The following is a 21,488-nucleotide window of genomic DNA, read 5'->3' as shown; positions in this document are numbered from 1 at the left end:
CCGACGGTATCCACGACGTTTCGACGTCGCCGTGTCGGCCGTCGAGCCACCGCGTTTGCGCGGCGCACCCGTCGGCAGCGCGATCCGACCGAGGGAGCCCCCGATGTTCGAGGCGATGATCGATCCGACTGCCCGCCCGGCCGCCAGCTCCGAATCCGGTGTCCGGGCCCCGCGGCCCGCCGAGCTGAGCGGACTGACCGTCGGATTGTTGGCCAATACCAAGAAGAACGCCGAGCAGTTCCTCGACGCGGTGGCGGAGTTGCTCGCCGCGCAGCACGGGACGGCGGGTGTGGTTCGCCGCAAGAAGCTGAACATCGCCGAAGCGGCGCCCGCCCCGATGCTGGCCGAACTCGTCGACTCCTGCGACGTCATCGTCGTCGGAGTGGGCGACTGCGGATCCTGCAGCGCCTCGGCCGTCGTCGACGGGCTGGCCGCCGAGGCCGCCGGTCGCCCGGCGGTCGTGATCTGCAGCGACGCGTTCCGGCTGAGCGCGGACGCGATGGCCCAGGCCCAGGGCGAGCCCGGCTACACCTACCTGACGACCCCGCATCCGGTGGCACCGCTGGTCGCCGACGAAGTGGACCAGCGGGCCCAGGCCATCCTGCCCGGAATAGTCGGGATGCTCACCACGCCGTCGAACGCGACGGTCGTAGCGTGACCGGCGAGGTCGAGCGCGACGCCGAGCGGCTCGACTACGCCCGCCGCGCCATCGAGCACGCCTACGCCCAGGGGTGGACCGACGGCCTTCCGGTCGTGCCGGTCACCGCCGCGATGGTCGAGGAATTCCTCGCCGCCACCCCGCGAGCACGCGACGAGGTGATCGCCTCGGTCCCGCACCTCCGCCGGGAATGCACGGTCGAGCAGGCCGCGGTGAACGCCGGACTGGCCGGATGCCTACCGGAGTACTTCCCGATCGTGCTCGCCGCGTGGGACGCCCTCATGCAGCAGAAGATCGTGACCGGCGGCGGTTGGCAGAGCACCAGCGGACCCGCGCCGCTGCTCGTGATCAACGGCCCGATCCGCACCGAGCTGGGCATCAACTCCACCGGCGGGGTGCTCGGGCCCGGATTCCGGGCGAACGCCACCATCGCACGCGCCATCGGTCTGGTGGTGCGCAACGTCTTCGGCATCCGACCGCAGGAGCTGGAGCAGGCCACCCAGGGGATTCCGGGTCGCTGGACGCTGTGCGTCGGGGAGAACGAAGAGGAGAGCCCCTGGGAACCGCTGTCGGTGGAGCTCGGCCTGCCGCCCGGTACCGATGCGGTCTCCGCCCTGCTGCTGCGCACCTGCGAGTTCGTCGACAACCGGCACACCCAGGACGCCGAGGAGGTGCTCTGGGACATCTGCGACACCGTTGCCCGCACCGGCGCGGCGATCGGCTCGCATTCCTCGGCAGGACTGGTGCTGGGTGTCGAGCACGCCCAGCTGCTGGCCGACGCCGGGTTCGGAAAGTCCGATGTGCAGCAGTGGCTCGCCGAACACGCCGTGCGCAGCCACGCCGACCTGCGGCGGGCCGGTAAGGCCCTCAACGCGGGCGAGTTCCCGAACGTCGACGAGGACGGACTGCACGCGGTGCCCAACCCGGAGCAGATCCCGATCGTGGTCGCCGGTGCCCGCAACGCCGCGATGTCGATGGTGGTGCGGCCCTTCGGCTTCGCGGGCTGGTCGCGCACCGCCCATCCCGTCCAGCGGACCACCGCGCCGCGCGAACAGATGCAGGAGGTGTTGGGGTGACCATCGACGAGTCCGCATTGGACAACTTGCGCAAGACCCTGGCCGCCGACGATTACCAGCTGGCCGTCGCCGAGTTCGGCAGCGAACTGCGGGTGAGCATCACCGCCGGGCCGCAGGCGTGCGACGAGTGCCTCGTGCCCAAACCGCTGATGCGCGGTGTCCTCAACAGCGCGCTCGGGGTGCCCGAGGAGCGGATCACGCTGATCTACCCGGGCGAATCGGAGGCAGGTGGCAACGCATGACCGAGACCGCACGCGCCGTCGTCCAGACCGCCGCGAGAACCCTGGAAATGCAGGAGTTCCCGATCCCGAGCACCGGCGCGGACGACGGGCTGCTGCGCGTCGAGGCCTGCGGGATCTGCGGCAGCGATGTCGAAACCTACCGGGGCGCGCTGGGCGGGGACCGCCCGCCGTTCGTCCCCGGACACGAGATCCTGGGCCGGATCGAGAAGATCGGCGACGCGGCAGCGGCGCGCTGGGGCGTGCGACCGGGCGACCGGGTGGCCGTCGAGATCCTGCTGCCCTGCCGCGCCTGCCAGCACTGCCTGACCGGCGGCTACATGTCCTGCCCGAACAAGCGCACCAGTTACGGGGTCACCCCGGTCGACGTGGCCCCGCACCTGTGGGGCGGGTACGCCGACTACCTCTACCTGCATCCCAACGCGATTCTGCACAAGGTCCGCGGCGACCTGCCCGCCGACCTCGCGGTGATGTTCAACCCGCTGGGCGCCGGGGTGCGATGGGCACTGCACCTGGGTCAGGTGCGGCTCGGCGACACCGTGGTCGTGCTCGGCAGCGGACAGCGCGGTATCTCCGCGGTGATCGCCGCGCGCACCGCGGGCGCCAGCAAGATCATCGTCACCGGTCTGGAACAGGATGCCGAAAAGCTCGCACTGGCACGGGAGTTCGGGGCCGACCACACGCTCGTCGTGGACGGCGCGGATGCGGTCGACGTCGTTTCGGCGGTGCACGATCTGACCGGCGGACGGCTGGCCGACGTCGTTCTCGAACTGACTCCGATGGCGCATCAGCCCATCACCGACGCGCTGGGCATCGCCCGGCACGGCGGGCGCGTCGTGCTGGCCGGGCTCAAGGGCCGCGCCGCGATTCCAGTGGTCACCGACGAGATCATCGGCAAGGGGCTGACGGTGGTCGGTGCCTACAGCGTCGATGCGCGCGGCTACGTGGAGGCGATCCGGATCATCGAATCCGAACAGTTCCCGCTGCAGAAGCTGCACAGCGCCACCTTCGGTCTCGAAGATGCCGAGCAGGCCATCCGCACCCTGGCGGGCGAAACCGATGTCGCGGGTGCCACGCACGTGACCATCTCGCCGACTGCCCCGGGCCGGAACTGACCGGGAGGGCGTGTTGTGAGTCCCGGTTCTTGCTGAAACAACCACTCACGACCCCGGACACCACGCACGCCGATCCGCGCAAACCTTCAACGCTGGAACCAATAACGCCGGAACCAATACGGGAGTACAGGTGGACATCTCGCTGGAAGGCAAGGTGGCGCTGGTCACCGGTGCTGGCCCGAACATCGGCAGCGGTATCGCGCTCGCCCTCGCGCGCTACGGCGCGAAGGTGGCCTGCAACGACATCGACGTGGACGCCGCGAAAACCGCGGCCGAGCGCATCGAGCGCAACGGCGGTACCGCGATCTCGGTGCCCGGCGACGTCACCGACGAAGAGCAGGTGATCGGCTACGTGCAGGCCGTCGTCGAGCGGTTCGGCCAGATCGACATCCTGGTCAACAACGCCGCCCTGCTCGGCGGCAAGGGCGTCCTCGACGAGAGCGCGGAGTTCTTCGGCCGCGCCGTCGAGGTCGCCGCGCTGGGCAACTTCCTCAACACCAAGCACGTCGGGCGGCACATGGCCGAGAACGGCATCCGCGGCTCGATCGTGGCGATCTCGTCGTCCAACGGCTGGTCCGGTTCGGCCGGTGTGATCGCGTACGCCTTCCACAAGGGCGGGGTCAACAACTTCGTCCGGGCCGCCGCAATGGACCTGGCGCCCTACGGAATTCGAGTCAACAGCTTCACGCCTACCGCGCCGACCCCGGACAACCCGGACCTGATCGCCGAGCGGGGTGCCGGTGGTGTGCTCGAACGGCCGCACCGCCACGGCATCGGCGGCGAGTCCGGGACGGAGTCGTGGCGCCGCCCGGCGAGGTGGACCGGACAGCGCCCACCGATGGTCCCGATGGGCACCACCGGAACTCCGACCGACATCGGGCACTGCGTGGCGTGGCTGTGCTCGGACTACGCGCGGCTGATCACCGGCATCGACCTGGTCGTCGACGGCGGCGCACGAGCGAAGAACTTCGCCTACTTCCCAGCAGCGGCAGCCGACACCGCCGGACCGCTACCCCTGATCCCACTCGACATCACCGGAGAACTCGACCAAGAAGTCTCGTAGATCCCACCGCCGCTAAACACCCACCCCCGAATCCTCAGCAACCCGGCACGCGCTCCCGTTCTCCGTTCGGGTTAAGAGTGAAGGGCACCTTTGACCGACATAGCCGGTCGAAGGTGCCCTTCACTCATTCCACACCCGGGTGAACTCGCGGGATCCCAGCTCCGCTCCGGTGCACCTCGCCACCAATCGAGTGGTGGGTGAAGGGCACCTTTCGCCAAGTTACTTGGTGAAAGGTGCCCTTCACCTCGTGCCGATCGTGGTGGGGCACCACTTCGTGGGTTGAGGAGTTCGGGGGTTCGGTTAGGTCGTTTGCTTCGGGGCTCGGATGGCAAGTAGGCCGAGGAGGCTGAGCAGGCACATCGCGAACAGGTAGGCCGCGATCGCGGCCGACGAGTTGTACGCGGCGTACAGCGCCGTGGCGACGATCGGCGTCAGTGCGCCGCCGACCATTCCGCCGAGCTGGTAGGAGATGGAAATCGCGCTGTAGCGCGTGTCCACGTCGAAGATCTCGGTGAACAGCCCGCCCTGGGCACCCGACATCAGCGCCTGCACCACGGCCGCGACCAGGAACGCGAGCAGCGCTGCCCCCGGATTGCCGGTGTTGACCAGCCAGAACAGCGGGAACGCCCACAGCACGGCCAGGATCGAACCCGCGGTGTAGACCCGCTTCGACCCCCACCGGTCCGCCCACAGCGCCGCGACGTAGATCATCACGATCCACAGCACCGCCGACAGCAGGATCAGCGTCAGCAGCGTCGGTCGGCTGAAACCGACGACCTGGGTGCCGTAGTTGAGCATGTAGACGATCACCGCGTAACCGACCGCCGGAGCCGCGATTGACGCGATGCTGGCCAGCAGCAGGGTCAGCGGGGCGCGGCGGAACAGCGTGGCGACGGGCAGTTTGCTCACCGCCTGCTGCGTCTTCAGCCGCTGGAATTCGGGGCTGTCGTTGAGCTTGCGTCGCACGACCAGGCCGACGACCAGCATCACGATGCTGAGCAGGAACGGAATTCGCCAGCCCCAGGACCGGAAGTCCTCCTCCGGCAGCCCGGCCACGGCCAGGAACGCGAGATTGGAGGTGATGACCCCGATCGGCACGCCGAACTGCGCGAAACTGCCGAACAGCGCGCGTTGGCGCGGACCCGCGTGCTCGGTGGCGACCAGGACCGCACCGCCCCACTCGCCACCGACCGCGAAGCCCTGCACCAGCCGCAGCAGCACCAGCAGCGCCGGTGCGGCCATGCCGATCAAGGCGTAGCTGGGTAACAGGCCGATGAAGAACGTCGACAGCCCGGTGAGCAGCAGGGTGAGCACGAGCATCGACTTGCGGCCGATGCGGTCACCGAAGTGCCCGATCACGGCACCACCCAACGGCCGCGCGATGAACCCGACGGCGAAGGTGGCGAAGGCGGCGAGAGTGCCCGCGACGGGCGAGAACTGCGGGAAGAACAGCATCCCGAACACCAACGCGGAGGCGGTGTTGAAGATGTAGTAGTCGTACCACTCGATCGACGTGCCGATGGTACTGGCGAGCAAAAGGGTGCGTCGGCTCGGCTGGCCGGTCCCCGTTGCTCCAGTTGCTGCGGAAGCGTCTGCGGTCAGGGTCCTCGCCCTCCTGCTGTCTTTGCGGCGTGCGCTCAGTTCTTCATGAACGGCGGGCGAGAACCGCGCAGCTGTGCGATGGTCGCCTGCAGCAGTCGGATCTCGCGCGTTAGTTCCTCGATGCGTTGGCGTTCTTCGCCAAGGCCGCATTCCCGGCGGATTGTAGCGCCGTTGCTCGCCGACGGAGACAATGGAAAGCCGCAGTGGGGACACTCCGCTTCCGCGTGCATGTCAACGCCCCCTCGTTCGCCCCGCTGTTTGCGGCAGACGGTACGCGGCACGCTTCTGACCTGGCAATGAGCGCAAACCCAAAGCAGCGGCCCGAAATCTGTGGCGGAACACATGCGCAACCGCGCGCCTCGTTGGCCGCACTGATCGACTTCGGGTGACAATTGCATAACGCACGGCGAACAACAGGATTGCGTTCGCCTGGCGGAATACCACTTGACATTCGTATGCCCCGAGAACTCGGCAATGGCCATTTCGCCGCGCGCAATTACGGTTTCCGGTTGTTTCAGGTGCGATTGTGATGCGGCACAACGTTTTGCAGTGGCGCCGCTGTTAGCCTGAGCGGGTGGCAGAGCTGCGCCCGAACTTCCACCGCGGCAGCGGCCCGCCGCTGCTGAATGCCGCGGATGGCGGCGGGATCGACCGGGAGAACATCGCGCTGCGCGGACTCGTCGCCCTCTACCGCCACTTGTCCAGCTTGGCCGTGCAGGACGCCGGGATCGAGGCGGTGACCGAGTTGATCGCCGAGCGGATGAACGCCACGGTCGCGGTGGTCGACGAGACGATGGACGTGATCGCGGCGGCGTCTTCGACGCATCGCCTCACCGACGCGGCCGAGTACGTGCAGGGGAGGGTGGCCCATCCGCGGTTGGCGCAGGTGCTGGGCATCACCGGTCGCACTCGGCGCGCGGTGCACCTGCCGGAGGTCGGGGAGACCGCGCCGGTGATCGTCGCGCCGATCCTGGTCGGTAACGAGGTCCCCGCCTACCTCATCACGCTGGACGACGGCGCACCGGAGACGGGCGAGGATCTCCGCCTGCTGCTGACCGAACACGCGGCCACGATCTGCGGAGTCATCCTGGGCCGCGAGCGGGTGGTCGCGGCGGCCGCCACCCGAGTCCGCTACGACCTGGTCGAAGGCCTGCTGTCGGGCAAGGGCAGCGACCGCGAAGAGCTGCTGCGCTGGGCACGCCACCTCGGTTACGACGACAAGCGCGATCACCGGGTGATGTCGCTGGTGCTCGACGGCCACGGCGGTTCGGCCGATCGCGTCGAACTCGACCGGCGCGTTTCGACCGCCGCCGAGCGGTTCTTCACCACCCACGCACCCGATGCCATCACCGCGGTGCGCGGGCGCGAGGTCACGGTGGTGATGGCGGAATCGTGCGGTTCTGGACCACCGCAGGGCTCCCGAGCCGCGCGGTCGGCAGAAGCATGTTTGCGGCGGCTGCGCGAACTGTTCCCGGAGTCCACCGTGACCGCGGGCATCGGCGGTCCCTGCCGGGCTCCGCTGGAGATCAGCAGGTCCTACGACGAGGCGCGCCGGACCATCGACGCCACGCGGCGGATGGGGCGCGGTGGCACCGCGGTGGTCTTCGACGACCTCGGCATCCACCGGCTGCTGCTCCAGGTCGCCGATCCCGCGCAACTGCGCCGGTTCGCCACCGAGGTTTTCGGCAACCTCACCCAGCAGTCACGCGGCAACCTCGCCGCGTATCTGTCCACACTGGGCTGCTACTTCCGGGAGAACAACAGCCCGCAGCGCGCTTCCAAGCGCCTGCACGTCCACCCGAACACGGTCACCTACCGGGTGCGTCGTGTCGAAGAGCTGACCGGTCTGGACTTCGGCAACTACCGCGATCGACTCATGGCGCAGGTCGCGCTTGAGATCATGGACGCCGTCGGCGGTGTCCCCAACGACACCGGGGAGGGCGTGTGACCGGGCATATCGTGGCCGCTCTCGGCGAGCGGCTGCTGGTCTGCGATGGCGCGATGGGCACGGTGCTGCACGCCGCCGGGAATTCGCTCGACCGCGCGTTGCCGGAGCTCAACCTGTCGAACGCGGAGCTGGTCAGCACGGTGCATGACAGTTACCTCGATGCGGGCGTGGACCTGGTGCTGACCAACACCTTCGGCGCGAACCGGCTGCGGCTGGGGGAGCACGGGATTTCCGGCAGCGTGCAGGACATCAACCTGGCGGGCGTTCGGCTGGCTCGGCAGGCGGTGCGGGCCGCCGGTCGGCCGATCTTCGTCGGCGGATCCGTATCACCTGCGGTCAGCGCCAGCCAGCGGCAACGGGTGCGGGCCGCCGAACGCGTCGACGCGGTGCGCGAGCAGGTGAGCGCGCTCATCGAGGGCGGCGTGGACCTGCTGGTCCTCGAAACGTTCGGGCACCTGGCGGAACTGGTCGAAGCCGTGACCGTCGCGGCCGAGCTCAGCGATCTGCCGCTGCTGGCGCAGGCGACGTTCACCGCGGAAGGCCGCACGCCAGGCGGCGAGACACCCGCCGAAGTCGCACGGGCGCTGAACCAACTTCCCGTGACGGCACTGGGGGTCAACTGCACGGTGGGCCCGCAGCGGATGCTCGCGGTGGTGGCGGAGTTGCGCAGGCACACCGCGCTGCCGATCAGCGCTCAACCGAACGCGGGATTGCCGCGGCGGATCGGGCGGCGGTTCGAATACCGCCTGGTGGACGACTACTTCGCCCGCTACGCCCGGCGCTGCGCGGAAGCCGGTGCGTCGATCATCGGGGGCTGCTGCGGGACCACGCCGACGCACATCCGCGCGGCGGTCGACGCGGTGGCCGACCTCGACGCGCGACGAACGCCGCGCCCCGCACCGCAGCCGACGGACCGTCCGGTGCGCCAGCCAGCGCCGCCGCCGGAGCAGGGCGGTTTGGCCGGGAGGCTGGGCGAGAACCGCTTCGTGGTCGCCGCGCACATCGCACCGCCCGGCGGCGGGAGCGCCGATGAGGCGACCGAGCTGGTCGCCGCGTTGCGGCGCAACGGGATCGACCTGGTCCTCGTCGCGCCCGTGCAGAGCGCACAGGCGCAGGTGAGTTCGGCCAGCTTGGCCCTGCACCTGCAGCAGCAGTTGGGCGCCGAGACCATCGCGACGGTGACCACCTGGGACAAGACGATCATGACCTTGCAGGCGGATCTGCTGGGGGTGCACGCCTTCGGGATGCGCACGGTGGTCTGCGAGACCGGCAACCCACCGCTTCGCGGCGACTACCCCAACGCGGACGGCATCTGGGAGGTCGAGTCCGTCGGATTGATCGAGCTGCTCGCCGGGCTCAACGAGGGGCGGGACTGCAACGGATTGCCGCTGGCCATCAAGACTTCCTTCGCCATCGGCGCGCGGTTCAACCCCGGCGCGGAGGACGTCGAGGCCGAGATAGCCCGCACCCGGGCGAAAATCCGGGCCGGTGCGCAGTTCCTGATCACCAGAGCGGTGTACGAACTCAGCACGCTGCGCCGGATGCTCGCGGAACTGGCCGACGAAGGGGTGCCGGTGCTCGTCTCCGTGGCGCCGCTGACCAGCTTCGCCGAAGCCGAATACCTCGCCCACGAAGTCCCCGACGTCACCATTCCGCAGTCCACCCTGTCGGCCCTCGAACGGGCCGGGGCCGACGGCCCCGCAACGGGATTGCGGCTGGCGACCGAACTGCTCGCGCAGGCCCGCTCGCTGGTCCAGGGCGCGGTCATCGTGGTCCGCGACACCGACCACGAATCGGTCCAACAGCTGCTCGCGGCGTCCGGCCTGGCGTCCCGGACCGAAGACGGTCCATGAGCTCGTTTTGCGCGGTCGACCCGAGCAGCCACTTCAAAGACAGGCTGTCGTACGCCGTCTGGGAACCCGCGTTGCGGGGATGGGCCAAGCGGTTGGCGCCGCTTCGAAAATGCTGATCACACTGCTTTCTCGGCCACGTGGATGAAGAAGTCCGCAGCGGAATCGGTGTAGTTCTCCTGGAAGTCGCCGTAGGTGTCGATGCGCTGGAAACCGGCTTCCCGCAGCAACCGCCGCAGGTAGTTCTTCCGCAGCGGGTACATGTTCAGGAAGTACTCGGACCCGTCCGGGAAGCTGTATCTGAACCTGGCCAGTCCGTCGTCGACGTGATCCGGTTCCGCGCGGACGTCCGCACCGGCGTAGTAGTAGGTGTGCTTGGTGGTGAAACCGTTGTCCAGGATCCCGTCGTAGTTGCGCTGATCGATGATCAGCACACCGTGGGGTTTGAGCACGGCGTAGAACTCCGCGAGCGCCTTGCGCCGGTCGCGCTCGGAGAACAAGTGTGTGAAGGAGTTGCCGAGGACGATGACCGCGTCGTACTTGCCGTGCACGTCGCGACTGAGCCAGCGCCAGTCGGCCTGCACCGCGCGCAGGATGTGGCCGCCGTGGGTGAGTCCGTTGCGGAAAGCTCGCGCCAGCATCTGCTGGCTGCCGTCCGAGCTGACCGTCTCGAAGCCGTGCTCCAGCAAGCGGACGGAGTGGAAACCGGTACCGGTGGCCGCATCCAGCACCGACCGGACACCGCGCATCCGGAGCTGGTCGATGAAGAAGTCACCTTCGCTGGCCCACCGCTTGTCCCAGTCGATCAGCTCGTCCCATTTCGCGACGAAACCGGATACGTACTCCTGCGTGTAGTGATCGGTGTCGCGCACCTCGATCGGATTGTCGCCGAACACCTGCCGCACGCTGTTTTTCATGTTCGCTCCTAGCGCTCGCGCTGCGCCTTCGACCCGTGTCTGCTTCGTCGAGCAGGTGGTGGCTCGGGTGGATGCGCAGTCAGTGGCGAGTCCGAGCGATGCAGGACTGCCGAACGTACGATGACCCGTCAACTCTCGCGTCCGGGTGTTCGGCGTTGCTAGAGCGCGCGGAACAGAGTCGGCGGCCATCACCTGGGGCTCGGCACAAGAACCCGGTGTCGGCACAACGTGCGGTCGCACTTTTTGTGGACGCGGCACAATCCGATTAAGCCGCGGCCGGAGCGGATTGTGCCGCGTCCCGCGATCGATTATTTGAGCAGCTGGCGAGCCATCACCATTCGCTGGATCTGGTTGGTGCCCTCGTAGATCTGGGTGATCTTGGCGTCGCGCATCATCCGCTCCACCGGGAAGTCGCGGGTGTAACCGGCGCCGCCGAACAGCTGCACCGCGTCGGTGGTTACCTCCATCGCGACGTCGGAGGCGAAGCACTTCGCCGCGGCGGAGATGAACCCGAGGTTCGACTCGCCGCGTTCGGCCCGGGCCGCGGCGATGTAGACCATGTGCCGGGCGGCCTCGATCTTCATCGCCATGTCGGCGAGCATGAACTGCACGCCCTGGAAGTCGGCGATGGCCTTGCCGAACTGCTTGCGCTCCTTGACGTAGGCGAGGGCGGCTTCCAGCGCGCCCTGCGCGATGCCGACCGCCTGGGCGCCGATGGTGGGCCGGGTGTGATCCAGGGTGCGCAGCGCCGTCTTGAACCCGGTGCCCGGCTCGCCGATGATCCGGTCGGCCGGGATGGTGCAGTCCTCGAAGTACAGCTCCACCGTCGGCGAGCCCTTGATGCCGAGCTTCTTCTCCTTCGGGCCCACCACGAATCCGGGGTCGTCGGCGTGCACGACGAACGCGCTGATGCCGTTGGCGCCCTTGTCCGGGTCGGTCACCGCCATCACGGTGTACCAGCGGGACTCGCCGCCGTTGGTGATCCAGCACTTGCTGCCGTTGAGGACCCAGTGGTCACCGTCCGGTCGAGCGCGGGTCTTCATCGACCCCGCGTCCGAACCGGCCTCCCGCTCGGACAGCGCGTAGGAGGCGGTCGCCTCGCCAGCGGCTATGGACGGCAGCACGAGCTTCTTGAGGTCTTCGGAACCGGCGAGCAGGATCGGCATGGTGCCGAGCTTGTTCACCGCCGGGATCAGCGAGGATGCGGCGCAGACCCGGGCGACTTCCTCGATCACGATGCAGGTGGCGACCGAGTCCGCGCCCTGCCCGTCGTAGGCCTCCGGCACGTGCACGGCGGCGAAACCCGACTTGACCAGGGCATCGCGCGCCTCGCGCGGGTAGCGCTCCTGCTCGTCGACCTCGGCGGCGTAGGGTGCGATCTCCTTGTCGGCCAGCGCGCGCACCGTCTCCCGCAGCGCTTCGTGCTCCTCGGCCAGCTGGTAGGTGCCGAAGCTCGGATCCACCGGGTGCCTCCTAGATCTCGCCGTCCGCCCCAGCGGACATCATTTCGCGCCGCCATCGTAACGGCACTGAGTGCCAGGAGCAATCGCCTGCGGTGCTATATTCCGGCCATGTCCGAGGCAGCGACTCCGGCGCCCAAAGCGCGTTCCGGCCGCACCCCGCACGGCCGCCGTCGGGTGCGCAGCGCCCTGGCACTCGCCGCCATGGAACTGTTCGCCGCGCAGGGGTTCGAGGCGACCACTGTGGACCAGATCGCCGACGCCGCCGGAGTCGGGCGCCGCACGTTCTTCCGGTACTTCCGGTCCAAGGAAGACGTCGTCTTCCCAGGGCACGACGAGCGGCTGGCCGAGGTGGTGGAGCGGCTCGCGGCGGCCGACCCGGCGGCGGATCCGCTGGCGGTGCTAGGGCAGACCGCCGAGGTGGTGCTGGAGATGTACCTGGCCGAACCCGAGGTCTCGCTCAAGCGGTTCGAGTTGACCCGCGAGGTTTCCGCCTTGCGGGACAAGGAGATCGCCAGCATCGACCGCTACCAGCGGGTGTTCGCGCGCTACCTGCGCGAGCGCTACGCCGGGGAACCGGGCGGCGACCTGCGCGCCGCGGTCGCGGCCGCGGCGGTGGTCGCCGCGCACAACCACGTGCTGCGGCAATGGCTGCGCAGCGGGGGAGTGCTCGACGCCAGGCCGATGCTGCGCGACGCGGTGCGGCAGGTGGCCGCCGCGCTGTCGGGGCAGCGCGCCACCGAGCCCCCGGCCGTCGAGGCGGGGGACAACGTCGTCGTGGGCGTGGTGCGCACCACGGCACCCGCCGGTGTGGTGCTCAAACAGCTCGAAGAAGCCCTCCGCGACCTCCGACCTTAGCCCGAACGGCACTCAGTGCCGAATTATGCCGTGTGCGACAATATCTTAACAGGCTCTATTTCTTCAGTGTTTACCGAAATTATTCTCCGACCGCGCCACCTACTCAGCTCCGACCGGCTCAGAATGCGCTGGGGATCCCGGCGGCGAGGTCGTCTTCGCTTGCTGCAACCGCTGGGGTTCGTGCGTGATCGTCCTGGTGGGAGCTGGGATTTTCGATCAGTTGGCCAGCTCGCGGACGCGGGCGATCACCGGGGCGAACGCGTCCAGGTACGGGCCGTGCACGGTGTAGTAGGTGAAGCCGTAGCGTTCGCGGTTGCGCAGCACCTGCTCGGCCATCTGCTCGACGCTGCCGATGAACACGAACGGCGTCTCCAGGAGTTCGTCGACGGTCATCATCGGTCCCCGCATCGCGAGGATCTTCTCGGCCCCGGCGCGGCGATCGGCGGTTTCCACGACCAGCTGGGTCAGGGCGTGCCACTCGACCTGATCCGCGCGTGCCCCGGCGTGTTCACGTGTGTAGCGGACCCGTTCGCTGGCTTCTGCGGCGGTGCCGATGCGCAACGTTCCGGGTGGCTGGCCCTTGACCTGGAACGCTCCGGCGATGCCGATGATGTCGGCGGTCTCGGCGGCGATCTTCAGGATCCGGTCACCGGTGCCGCCGACGAGCAGGGGAGGCCCGTAGCCGCCGAAGCCGACGCGCTGCACCGGGCGCAGGACGGGGATGCCGAAGTGCTCGCGCATCGCCTTCTGCTGGTCGTAGCCATCTGCGGCGAACAGGCGGCCGAGCTCGTCGATGGTCTCCTGGAGCCGCTCGGCGCGGGCTCCGAACGGCTGCCACGCGATGCCCGCTTCGTCGAACTCCCACTTCATGTGGCCTGCCCCGAGCCCGACTTCGAGGCGGCCGCCGGTGAGGACGTCGGTGGTGGCGATCTCGCGGGCCAGCAGCGCGGGGTTCCAGAACGGTGCGTTGAGCACCAGGGTGCCGACCTTGAGCCGCTCGGTGGCCTGCGCCGCGGCGACGAGCGCGGGGAAGGGCGACGCCGTCCCGAGATGATCAGCGGCGAACACGGTGTCGTAGCCGTACCGCTCGGCGCGGCGGCAGGTCTCGGCGAAGACGTCTTGCGATTCGAGTCCGAAGATGTTGTAGGAGAAGCGGAAGTCCGTCATGCCGATCACGCTGCCGCAGGTATCCGCTGACCACCACTAGACTGTCTCAAATCATTAATATCTATGGATTCAGTGTTGAATGAATTTAAACATCGAGCAGACCATCCAGAAAACACTTCAAAAGCGCCCAGACCAGGGATCCGCCTTGGACGGCAAGGGTTTCGGCCGCTCCGCGGAAGCACGCCTTTCCGGAACGGCGGGACTGATCCAGATCCACCGAGCCGACCTGGTGTGCCGGGGCTTGAAGCCACCGGACAGCAGATCGGCTCCGCGATCCTCACCGGGTCGGTTAGTCCACAGCGGACTGTTGGCCCAGTGGTGCGAACAGGTCGATTCCGTTGCCGTCGGGGTCCTGGACGACGGCGTAGCGCTGGCCCCAGAACGCGTCCCACGGTGCTCTCTCGCCGTGGTAGCCCGCCTCGGTCAGCTGCTGGTACATCGCGTCGACCTCGGCTGGGCTGTCGAGCAGGAAGGCCAGGGAGATCTGGGGGCCGCCGGTGGCCGGTTGCCAGTCCGGGGTGAACGAGCGGACGGTGTCGACGGTGTCCCAGGCGAGTCGCAGGCCACCGGGCAGGGTGGCCTCGACGTGTGGTTGGCGGTCCGCGTCGGCGGGCAGGTCGAGGCCGAGTTGGCGGTAGAACGCCAGGGAACGGGCCATGTCCGCGACGACGAGTCCGACGAGATCGAGCTGGGCTTTCACGGTGGTTCTCCGGTTGGTCGATTGCGTTCGGTGCTCGGAGGCTAGGGCTCGGGGCGGGTGCCGGGCTTGAACGAATCGGCCATCGGGGGTCAGTCGTAGCCGCGGATCAGGTGGCTCTCGTCGTGCTCGTCGAGGTCCAGTGCGGGGGAGGGGTCGGACCGGTCCTGGGTGGGCAGGTGGATTTCCGCCGGGTCGGTGTCGAGGGGGCTGGTGCGTTGGTGGGGGGCGGCGAAGTGATCGGAGAGCGTCATGGCGGGCTCCTCGGGAGGCGGAAGTTATTGCCTGATGGTGCTTCTCAGCTCTGGAGATCGCATGTGCGAGCTGATCAGAATCGCCCAGTTGGGCTGGTGCGTCGCGAAGTATTAATTTCTATAATTTCAGTGTCGATAAAAATTAACCTTGAGGAACAACCTCAACAAAGCCAATGATCACAAGACGCCACGAGGCCGTCAGGACTTCGGTGTCAGGCGGATTCCGGAGCGGGGGCCGACGTATTCGCCGCCTTCGACCACGGTTCGGCCGCGCTGGCAGACCCAGGGGATGCCCCTCGGATCCCGCAGCGGGTCTTGGTAGTCGCCGACGTCGATCACCGCGTCGGCGTCGAAGGCGACCAGGTCGGCGATCTGGCCGGGGGCGATGGTGCCGCGATCGGGGATGCGGAAGGACTTCGCGGGCAGCGAGGTCATCCGGCGGATCGCTTCGGGCAGGGTGAGCACGTCGCGTTCGCGGCTGTAGCGACCGAGCACGCGGGGGAAGGTGCCGGTCAGTCGCGGATGCGGCTTGCCGCCCATCCCGGGTGGTAGACCGTCCGAGCCGATCATGGTGTGCGGATCGGCCATGGCCAGTTCGAGGTCGTCCTCGTGCATCGTGAAGTTGATCATCGAGACGCGGAGGCGTTCGCTGACCAGCACGTTGATCAGGACGTCCACCGGTTCGGTGTCGTCGGCCTTGGCGAGGTCGGCGATGGTGCGGCCTTCGAAGCGGTGGCTGGCGGTGGTGGCGATGAGGACGCCGTCCCATCGGGTCCGCTCGCCGATCGTGGCGGCGAGTTCGTCGCGCCCGGCCGTGCTGCTGAGGCGGGTCAGGGTCTGCTCAGCGCTACCGGCGAGGTAGCTGGTGGGCAGGAGGGCGGTGAGCATCGTCGAGGATGCGGTGTAGGGGTAGACGTCCTGGACCACGTCGTGACCGTCGCCGCGAGCCTGGCGGATCTTGGCCAGGGCGGGGCGCATTTTGCCCCAGTTGTCCGGGTGGGTGGCTTTGAGGTGCGACAGGTGGGTGCGGCCCGCTGCGGCGCCGATGCGGAGTGCCTCGTCGATGGATTCCAGCAGGTTGTCGCCTTCGTTGCGCATGTGCGTGACGTAGAGGCCGGTGCCGGCGAGGGCTTCGGCGACGGTGCTGAGTTCGTCGGTGGTGGCGAAGACCGCCGGTGGGTAGATCAGGCCGCTGGAGAGTCCGAAGGCACCGGCGGTCATGCCTTCCTCCAGCGCGCTGCGCATGGTGTGCAGTGCGGTGTCGTCGGGGGCAGCGTCGGTCATGCCGAGTGCGGCGATGCGGAGGGTGCCGTGGCCGATCAGCGGGCAGTAGTTGGTGACGTAGCCGGCGTCGTCGGTGGCGGCGAACAGGTCGTGGAAGCCGGTCCAGCTGAATTCCAGCGGTGGGAACAGGCGTTGCAGGAAGGTCGAGAGGGTTTCGGCGTGGTCGCCGCTGCGGGGTGCGAGGCTGAAGCCGCAGTTGCCGACGACTTCGGTGGTGACGCCCTGCAGGATCTTGGTGGTGTCGTCGGTGCTGAGCAGTGGCGCGTTGTCGGCGTGGGAGTGGACGTCGATGAAGCCGGGGGCCAGGACGAGTCCGGTGAGGTCGCGGCGGGGCAGGTCGGCGGGCAGCGTGCCGGGGTTTTCGACGGCGGCGACGCGGCTGTCCTGGATGAGGATTTCGGCTGGCCGCAGGGGTGCTCCGGTGCCGTCGGCGAGGAGTGCGCCGGTGAGCAGTTCGGTGTCGGTCACGCCTGGCCTGCCTTTCGGGTGCCGCGGTCGGTGTGCGTTGGAATAAGGGGTGTTGTGTGCTGTTGTGGCAAGCGTAGGCGTCGATTGCAGGGGTGCGCGGTGCACGGTGAGTACAAGGTTCCGGGCGGAAAGCTGGTCGTTGTCGATCTGGACGTTGTGGACGGTCGGCTTTCGGATGTGCGGTTGAGCGGGGATTTCTTCCTGGAACCGGATGAGGCGTTGGAGGCGATCAACGCCGCGTTGACGGGTGCGCCGGTGGATGCTGGTGCGGCGGAGTTGGTCGGGCGGATCTTGGGTGGACTGCCGGTTGGCGCGCGGTTGGTTGGTTTCAGCGCGGAGGCGGTCGCGGTGGCGGTGCGGCGGGCGTTGGTGCGTGCCTCGGATTGGGGTGATCACGAGTGGCGGTTGGTCCGTGATGGGCCGCAGACGCCGTTGATGCACATGGCGTTGGATCAGGTGTTGGCCGAGGAGGTCGGTGCGGGGCGGCGGGCGCCGACGTTGCGGTTCTGGGAGTGGGCGGCGCCTGCGGTGGTGATCGGGAGTTTCCAGTCGGTGCGCAATGAGGTGGATGCGGTGGGTGCGCGGCGGCATGGGGTTGAGGTGGTGCGGCGGATCACCGGTGGTGGGGCGATGTTCGTGGAGCCGGGGAACACGGTGACGTATTCGCTGTATGCGCCGGGTTCGTTGGTGGCGGGGATGACGTTTCCGGAGTCGTATGCGTTCTTGGACGACTGGGTGCTCGGTGTGTTGCGGGAGTTGGGGTTGAACGTGTGGTACCAGCCGTTGAACGACATCGTTTCGGATGCCGGGAAGATCGGTGGTGCGGCGCAGAAGCGGATGGTTTCGGGTGCGGTGCTGCACCACGTGACGATGTCTTACAGCATCGATGCGGAGAAGATGGGTGAGGTGCTGCGGGTCGGTCGGGAGAAGTTGTCGGACAAGGGGATCACGAGCGCGAACAAGCGGGTGGATCCGTTGCGGCGGCAGACGGGGTTGGCGCGCGAGGTGATCATCGATCGGTTGGTCGAGGGTTTTCGGCGGCGGTTCGGGTTGTCCGATGGGCCGGTGACCGAGGCGGAGTTGGTGCGGGCGAGGGGTTTGGTCGAGTCGAAGTTCGCGACGCGGGAGTGGTTGTTGCGGGTGCCGTGACCAGCCGTGGCAGTGCTGTCTAAGACCGGCACCGGGGGTTGGTGCTGGCCTTGGACAACACTGTCTGTCGGTTGGGGTTTCGGTGTTCGCTAGGTCAGCAGGCCGGGGACGCCGGGGGTGGTTCGGCGGCGGCGTAGCCAGACCTTGCGGGTTCCGTCGGAATAGAGCAGTACTCGGGACAGTTCCCAGCCGGAGAATTCGGCGTGGATGCTGAGTTGGGTCGCTGCGCTCCAGCGGGTGGTGCCCGGTGGTAGGCGCAGCGGCCGGTACTCCCAGTCCTGATCGCTGTCGATTCCTTCCATGTTGGTGCTCACACTCTCACCACCTGGTATCCGGCGCCGTTGGCGGAGGCGATGTAGATCTCGCCGCTGTCCGGGTCGACTGCGACTGAGTTGGGTTGGTTGATGGTTGGTAGTCGGTAGCGTTCTTGTGGTTCGCCGCCTGCGATGTTGTAGCCGACGAGTTGGTTGGTCGCGGTCAGCGTGACCCAGGCTAGGTCGCGGGTGGGGTCGTAGGCGAGGCCGTAGGGGGCGCCTGGGACGGGGTAGCGCTGTTTCATGACCAGTGGGTCGGTGCTGAAGGCGACGAGTTCTTGGCCGCGGGTGTCGATGGCGATGATGCGGCGGTAGCGGTCGGTGATGGCGTTGGTGGCGCCTTGTCCGGCGCGTAGTCCGGCGCCTTTGGCGCCGGTTGTGGGGTTTATGGGGGTTAGTGCGGTGGTGAGGCGGTCGAGGACGTAGATGCCGTCGGTGGCGGGCAGCAGTTGTGCTGGGCCTTGGATCTTGTCGGCGGTGGCGGTGGGTTTGCCGTTTTGCAGGACGGTGACGGTGGCGGTGTCGCGGAGGGCGACGGCCATCCGGTTGGCGTCGAGGTCGACGGCGTCGACGGGGCCGCCTGGTACGGGGGTGGATTGTGCGGTTGCGGTGCGCAGGTCGACGCGGGTGACGAGGTTGGTGTCGGGCAGGGCCGCGATGAGTTGGCCTCGTTCGGTGTGCAGGTCGGCGGGGGCGCTGGGGAGGGTGACGGTGCGCTGGGTGTTGGTGCGCGGGTCGGTGAGGATGAGGTTGGGGCCGCTGGCGAGCACGAGGGTGTGGGTGTCGCTGTCGAAGGCGGCGAGTTGCACCGGGGGTGCGGGTCGCACGGTTCCCGCTGGTGGGGTGGTGGTGGGGGGTGCGGTGGCGGGTGTTGCGGCGGTGAGGTTGTCGGTGACCTGGAGGGGGTCGCTGGCGGTGTCCATTCCGCAGCCGGTGAGCAGGGTTGCGGTGAGACAGGTGATGACCAGACGACGCAACGAGGTCCTCCTTGGTGTTGCTGGTCCGCGTGGTGCGGGTTGCTTCCTCCAGGATCCCTGATCGGCCGGTTGGCCTGGGTGGGCGGGTCTCATCGCTGGTGCGTGGGAAGAGTTCTCAGGGTGGCATGTTGTGGTTGGGGCGGGAATGGGTGTGCGGGGAGTTCCACCGATGGGCGGCGGTGCTGGTCAGGGCTGGGCGGGGTTGCGTTCGGGGTAGCTCTTGTCGGGGGCGCTGATGTCGTCGAGGGCGGCGCGGATGGCTGGGGGGAGGGTGAGTTCGTCGGCGGCCAGGGCGGTTTTGAGTTGGGTGGTGGTGCGGGCGCCGACGATGGGGGCGGTGACGCCGGGGCGGTCGCGGACCCAGGCGAGGGCGACGTGCGCGGGGGCGGTGCCGAGGCCTTCGGCGGCGGTGAGGACGGCTTGCACGATGCGGGCGGCGCGTTCGTTGCGGTGGTGTTCGACGTAGCTGGCGAGGTGGCTGGTGGCGCCGCGGGAGTCTGCTGGGGTGGTGTTGCGGTATTTGCCGGTGAGCACGCCGCGGCCGAGGGGGGCCCAGGCGAGTAGGCCGATGCCGTGGTGTTGGGCGGCGGCGGTGACTTCTCGTTCGATGCCGCGTTCGAGCAGGGAGTATTCGACTTGCGTGGCGATCAGCGGGGTTCGGGTGGGTTGGGAGTTTTGGTGGGTGGCGGCGGTGGCCAGTTGCCAGCCCGCGTAGTTGGAGACGCCTGCGTAGCGGACGCGGCCGCTGGTGACGGCGGTGTCGACGGCGGCGAGGGTTTCGTCGAGGGGTACCGCGGCGTCCCAGGCGTGTAGTTGCCATAGGTCGAGGTGGTCGACTTGGAGGCGGCGCAGGGAGCCGTCGAGGGCGGTGAGCAGGGCGCCGCGGGAGGCGCCGCCGCCGAAGGGGCCGGGTTTGCGGCGGGCGACGGCTTTGGTGGCGAGGACGATTTCGTCGCGGGGTAGTTGGGTGTTCAGCAGTTCGCCGAGGATTTGTTCGCTGTGTCCGTCTTGGTAGACGTCGGCGGTGTCGATGAGGGTGCCGCCTGCTTCGTGGAAGAGGGACAGTTGCTCGGCGGCTTCGTCGGCGTCGGTGTCCAGTCCCCAGGTCATGGTGCCGAGGGCGAGTCGGGAGACGCGGAGGCCGCTGCGGCCGAGTTGTCGGTGTTCCACGGTGGGTGAGGGTATTCGCTGTGGCTGCCGTGGTCGGTGAGGCTGGGACGGCGGGTCTGAACCTGAGTGTTTCGGATCACAGTGCCGGGTTGGTGTGGTGGTGGACGTTGCGCGGTGTGATCGGTTGCTCGCTGACCTGGGTGGATGTGCTTTTCCCAGGGTGGGGGTTGGGGGTTGGTGGCGATGCTGCAAGATTTGGGTTCGGGCTTCTCCGCCGGGTGGCCGGTGGGTGTACAGGTTTGTCGCGATCGTGCTGGAGAGTGTTTCGTTGTCGTGGTTGCAGACCATGGTGTTGGCCGTGGTCCAGGGGCTTACCGAGTTCCTTCCGATTTCTTCGTCCGGGCATCTTTCGATCGTCTCGGGGCTGTTCTTCGGTGATGATGCGGGTGCGTCGTTCACCGCGGTGACGCAGATCGGGACCGAGTTGGCGGTGGTGATCTACTTCGCCAAGGACATCGCGCGGTTGGTGGTGGTGTGGTTCCGGGGTTTGGGCAGCGCCGAGGTGCGGCGGACGCAGGATTACCGGTTGGCGTGGTATGTGATCGTCGGCAGTTTGCCGATCGGGATCTTGGGTTTTCTGTTCCAGGACTACATTCGGTCGACGTTTCGGAGTTTGTGGATCACCGGGGCGACGTTGATCGTCTTCGGTGTGCTGATGGGGTTGGCGGAGCGCTTCGGTCGGCAGCGTCGGGGTCAGGACCAGTTGCAGTTGCGCGACGGTGTGCTGATGGGGTTGGCGCAGTCGTTGGCGTTGATTCCGGGTGTGTCGCGTTCGGGTGGGACGATCACCGCTGGTCTGGCGTTGGGGTTGGATCGGCCGACGGCGGTGCGGTTCTCGTTCTTGTTGGCGATTCCGGCGGTGTTCGCGGCGGGTCTGTCGGAGATTCCGCACGTGTTCGAGCCGAGTTCGTACGGTTTGCAGCCGTCGGTGGCGCAGATGGTCGTGGCGACGGTGGTGGCCGGGGTGATCGGGTATGCGGTGATTGCCTGGTTGTTGCGGTTCGTGGAGCGACACAGCGTGTACGTGTTCGTGTGGTATCGGATCGTGTTGGGGTTGTTGGTGTTCGGGTTGTTGGGTTTCGGCGTCATGCAGCCGTGATCCTGGTCTTGTTTGGCGCGGTCCGCACCGTTGGTGCGGGCCGCGTTTTGTTGTTCGCGGGTTTCGGGTGGCGCGTTTGGTGGGGGTTGTGGTGGGTGGCGGTGGGGTGGGCGCCTACCCTCG

The 21,488-nt window shown here is 67.9% G+C and carries 19 protein-coding genes and 1 pseudogene; 10 read left to right on the top strand and 10 right to left on the bottom strand.

The genetic code is table 11. From position 1 onward, the window contains the following. Window positions 1-103: 103 nt before the first annotated feature. The 5 genes from ACTWQN_RS23900 (at window position 104) to ACTWQN_RS23880 (ending at window position 4,151) form a co-directional block, all read left to right on the top strand. Window positions 104-658 carry a UGSC family (seleno)protein gene (locus ACTWQN_RS23900; RefSeq protein ID WP_443205783.1) on the top strand — a complete coding sequence of 185 codons (555 nt, stop codon included), beginning with the start codon at window positions 104-106 and terminating at the stop codon, window positions 656-658. Further along, window positions 655-1,734, top strand: coding sequence for a hypothetical protein (locus tag ACTWQN_RS23895; RefSeq protein ID WP_443205782.1), 1,080 nt, complete (start codon window positions 655-657; stop codon window positions 1,732-1,734). The genes ACTWQN_RS23900 and ACTWQN_RS23895 overlap by 4 nt, the downstream gene beginning before the upstream one ends. After that, window positions 1,731-1,976 (top strand): hypothetical protein, encoded by a 246-nt coding sequence (locus ACTWQN_RS23890; protein ID WP_443205781.1) that lies wholly within the window; start codon window positions 1,731-1,733, stop codon window positions 1,974-1,976. The genes ACTWQN_RS23895 and ACTWQN_RS23890 overlap by 4 nt, the downstream gene beginning before the upstream one ends. After that, window positions 1,973-3,088 carry a zinc-dependent alcohol dehydrogenase gene (locus ACTWQN_RS23885; protein WP_443205780.1) on the top strand — a complete coding sequence of 372 codons (1,116 nt, stop codon included), beginning with the start codon at window positions 1,973-1,975 and terminating at the stop codon, window positions 3,086-3,088. The genes ACTWQN_RS23890 and ACTWQN_RS23885 overlap by 4 nt, the downstream gene beginning before the upstream one ends. A 130-nt stretch (window positions 3,089-3,218) precedes the next feature. Continuing rightward, complete coding sequence (locus tag ACTWQN_RS23880) at window positions 3,219-4,151, top strand: SDR family NAD(P)-dependent oxidoreductase (RefSeq protein ID WP_443205779.1); 933 nt, start codon at window positions 3,219-3,221, stop codon at window positions 4,149-4,151. A gap of 300 nt (window positions 4,152-4,451) precedes the next feature. On the opposite strand, the gene ACTWQN_RS23875 is transcribed toward ACTWQN_RS23880, so the two are convergent. Then, complete coding sequence (locus ACTWQN_RS23875; RefSeq protein ID WP_443205778.1) at window positions 4,452-5,687, bottom strand: MFS transporter; 1,236 nt, start codon at window positions 5,685-5,687, stop codon at window positions 4,452-4,454. 640 nt (window positions 5,688-6,327) lie between these two features. Between ACTWQN_RS23875 and ACTWQN_RS23870 the strand changes: the two genes are divergently transcribed. Beyond that, window positions 6,328-7,701 (top strand): PucR family transcriptional regulator, encoded by a 1,374-nt coding sequence (locus ACTWQN_RS23870; RefSeq protein WP_443205777.1) that lies wholly within the window; start codon window positions 6,328-6,330, stop codon window positions 7,699-7,701. Then, entirely contained in the window at window positions 7,698-9,554 is a 1,857-nt protein-coding gene (locus tag ACTWQN_RS23865) for a bifunctional homocysteine S-methyltransferase/methylenetetrahydrofolate reductase (RefSeq protein WP_443205776.1), read from the top strand. Before ACTWQN_RS23870 ends, ACTWQN_RS23865 begins: the two co-directional genes overlap by 4 nt. A gap of 125 nt (window positions 9,555-9,679) precedes the next feature. Here ACTWQN_RS23865 and ACTWQN_RS23860 read toward each other — a convergent pair. Both ACTWQN_RS23860 and ACTWQN_RS23855 read right to left on the bottom strand, forming a co-directional pair. Beyond that, a pseudogene (locus ACTWQN_RS23860) lies at window positions 9,680-10,468 on the bottom strand (glycine/sarcosine N-methyltransferase); the annotation flags it as partial. A 308-nt stretch (window positions 10,469-10,776) separates the two neighbouring features. Beyond that, window positions 10,777-11,931, bottom strand: a complete 1,155-nt coding sequence (locus ACTWQN_RS23855; protein ID WP_443205775.1) for an acyl-CoA dehydrogenase — start codon at window positions 11,929-11,931, stop codon at window positions 10,777-10,779. A 108-nt stretch (window positions 11,932-12,039) separates the two neighbouring features. Between ACTWQN_RS23855 and ACTWQN_RS23850 the strand changes: the two genes are divergently transcribed. Further along, window positions 12,040-12,786, top strand: coding sequence for a TetR family transcriptional regulator (locus tag ACTWQN_RS23850; RefSeq protein ID WP_443205774.1), 747 nt, complete (start codon window positions 12,040-12,042; stop codon window positions 12,784-12,786). 216 nt (window positions 12,787-13,002) lie between these two features. Here the strand turns inward: ACTWQN_RS23850 and ACTWQN_RS23845 are convergent, their stop codons facing one another. The 4 genes from ACTWQN_RS23845 to ACTWQN_RS23830 form a co-directional block, all read right to left on the bottom strand. After that, window positions 13,003-13,953 (bottom strand): LLM class F420-dependent oxidoreductase, encoded by a 951-nt coding sequence (locus ACTWQN_RS23845; RefSeq protein ID WP_443205773.1) that lies wholly within the window; start codon window positions 13,951-13,953, stop codon window positions 13,003-13,005. Between the two features lie 289 nt (window positions 13,954-14,242). Further along, window positions 14,243-14,653, bottom strand: coding sequence for a VOC family protein (locus ACTWQN_RS23840; RefSeq protein WP_443205772.1), 411 nt, complete (start codon window positions 14,651-14,653; stop codon window positions 14,243-14,245). 89 nt (window positions 14,654-14,742) lie between these two features. Continuing rightward, a complete protein-coding gene (locus tag ACTWQN_RS23835) occupies window positions 14,743-14,904 on the bottom strand; it encodes a hypothetical protein (RefSeq protein ID WP_443205771.1) in 162 nt (53 codons plus the stop codon). A 198-nt stretch (window positions 14,905-15,102) separates the two neighbouring features. Continuing rightward, window positions 15,103-16,656 carry an N-acyl-D-amino-acid deacylase family protein gene (locus ACTWQN_RS23830; protein ID WP_443205770.1) on the bottom strand — a complete coding sequence of 518 codons (1,554 nt, stop codon included), beginning with the start codon at window positions 16,654-16,656 and terminating at the stop codon, window positions 15,103-15,105. A gap of 99 nt (window positions 16,657-16,755) precedes the next feature. Here ACTWQN_RS23830 and lplAB point away from each other — a divergent pair, with 99 nt between their 5' ends. Next, entirely contained in the window at window positions 16,756-17,805 is a 1,050-nt protein-coding gene (lplAB, locus tag ACTWQN_RS23825; RefSeq protein ID WP_443205769.1) for a lipoate-protein ligase LplAB, read from the top strand. 89 nt (window positions 17,806-17,894) lie between these two features. Here lplAB and ACTWQN_RS23820 read toward each other — a convergent pair whose 3' ends face one another. The 3 genes from ACTWQN_RS23820 to ACTWQN_RS23810 form a co-directional block, all read right to left on the bottom strand. Then, on the bottom strand, window positions 17,895-18,107 hold the full coding sequence (locus ACTWQN_RS23820; protein ID WP_443205921.1) for a DUF5703 family protein: 213 nt from the start codon (window positions 18,105-18,107) through the stop codon (window positions 17,895-17,897). Between the two features lie 8 nt (window positions 18,108-18,115). Beyond that, window positions 18,116-19,096, bottom strand: a complete 981-nt coding sequence (locus tag ACTWQN_RS23815) for a YncE family protein (protein ID WP_443205768.1) — start codon at window positions 19,094-19,096, stop codon at window positions 18,116-18,118. Between the two features lie 186 nt (window positions 19,097-19,282). Then, entirely contained in the window at window positions 19,283-20,266 is a 984-nt protein-coding gene (locus ACTWQN_RS23810) for an aldo/keto reductase (protein ID WP_443205767.1), read from the bottom strand. A gap of 277 nt (window positions 20,267-20,543) precedes the next feature. Between ACTWQN_RS23810 and ACTWQN_RS23805 the strand changes: the two genes are divergently transcribed. Next, window positions 20,544-21,365 carry an undecaprenyl-diphosphate phosphatase gene (locus ACTWQN_RS23805; RefSeq protein WP_443205920.1) on the top strand — a complete coding sequence of 274 codons (822 nt, stop codon included), beginning with the start codon at window positions 20,544-20,546 and terminating at the stop codon, window positions 21,363-21,365. Window positions 21,366-21,488: the final 123 nt, after the last annotated feature.

The organism is Saccharopolyspora antiqui, assembly GCF_052246905.1.
In the GTDB taxonomy this organism is placed as follows: domain Bacteria; phylum Actinomycetota; class Actinomycetes; order Mycobacteriales; family Pseudonocardiaceae; genus Saccharopolyspora.
The sequence above is the reverse complement of the archived record's forward strand: the minus strand, read 5'-3'. Positions and strand labels throughout refer to the sequence as shown.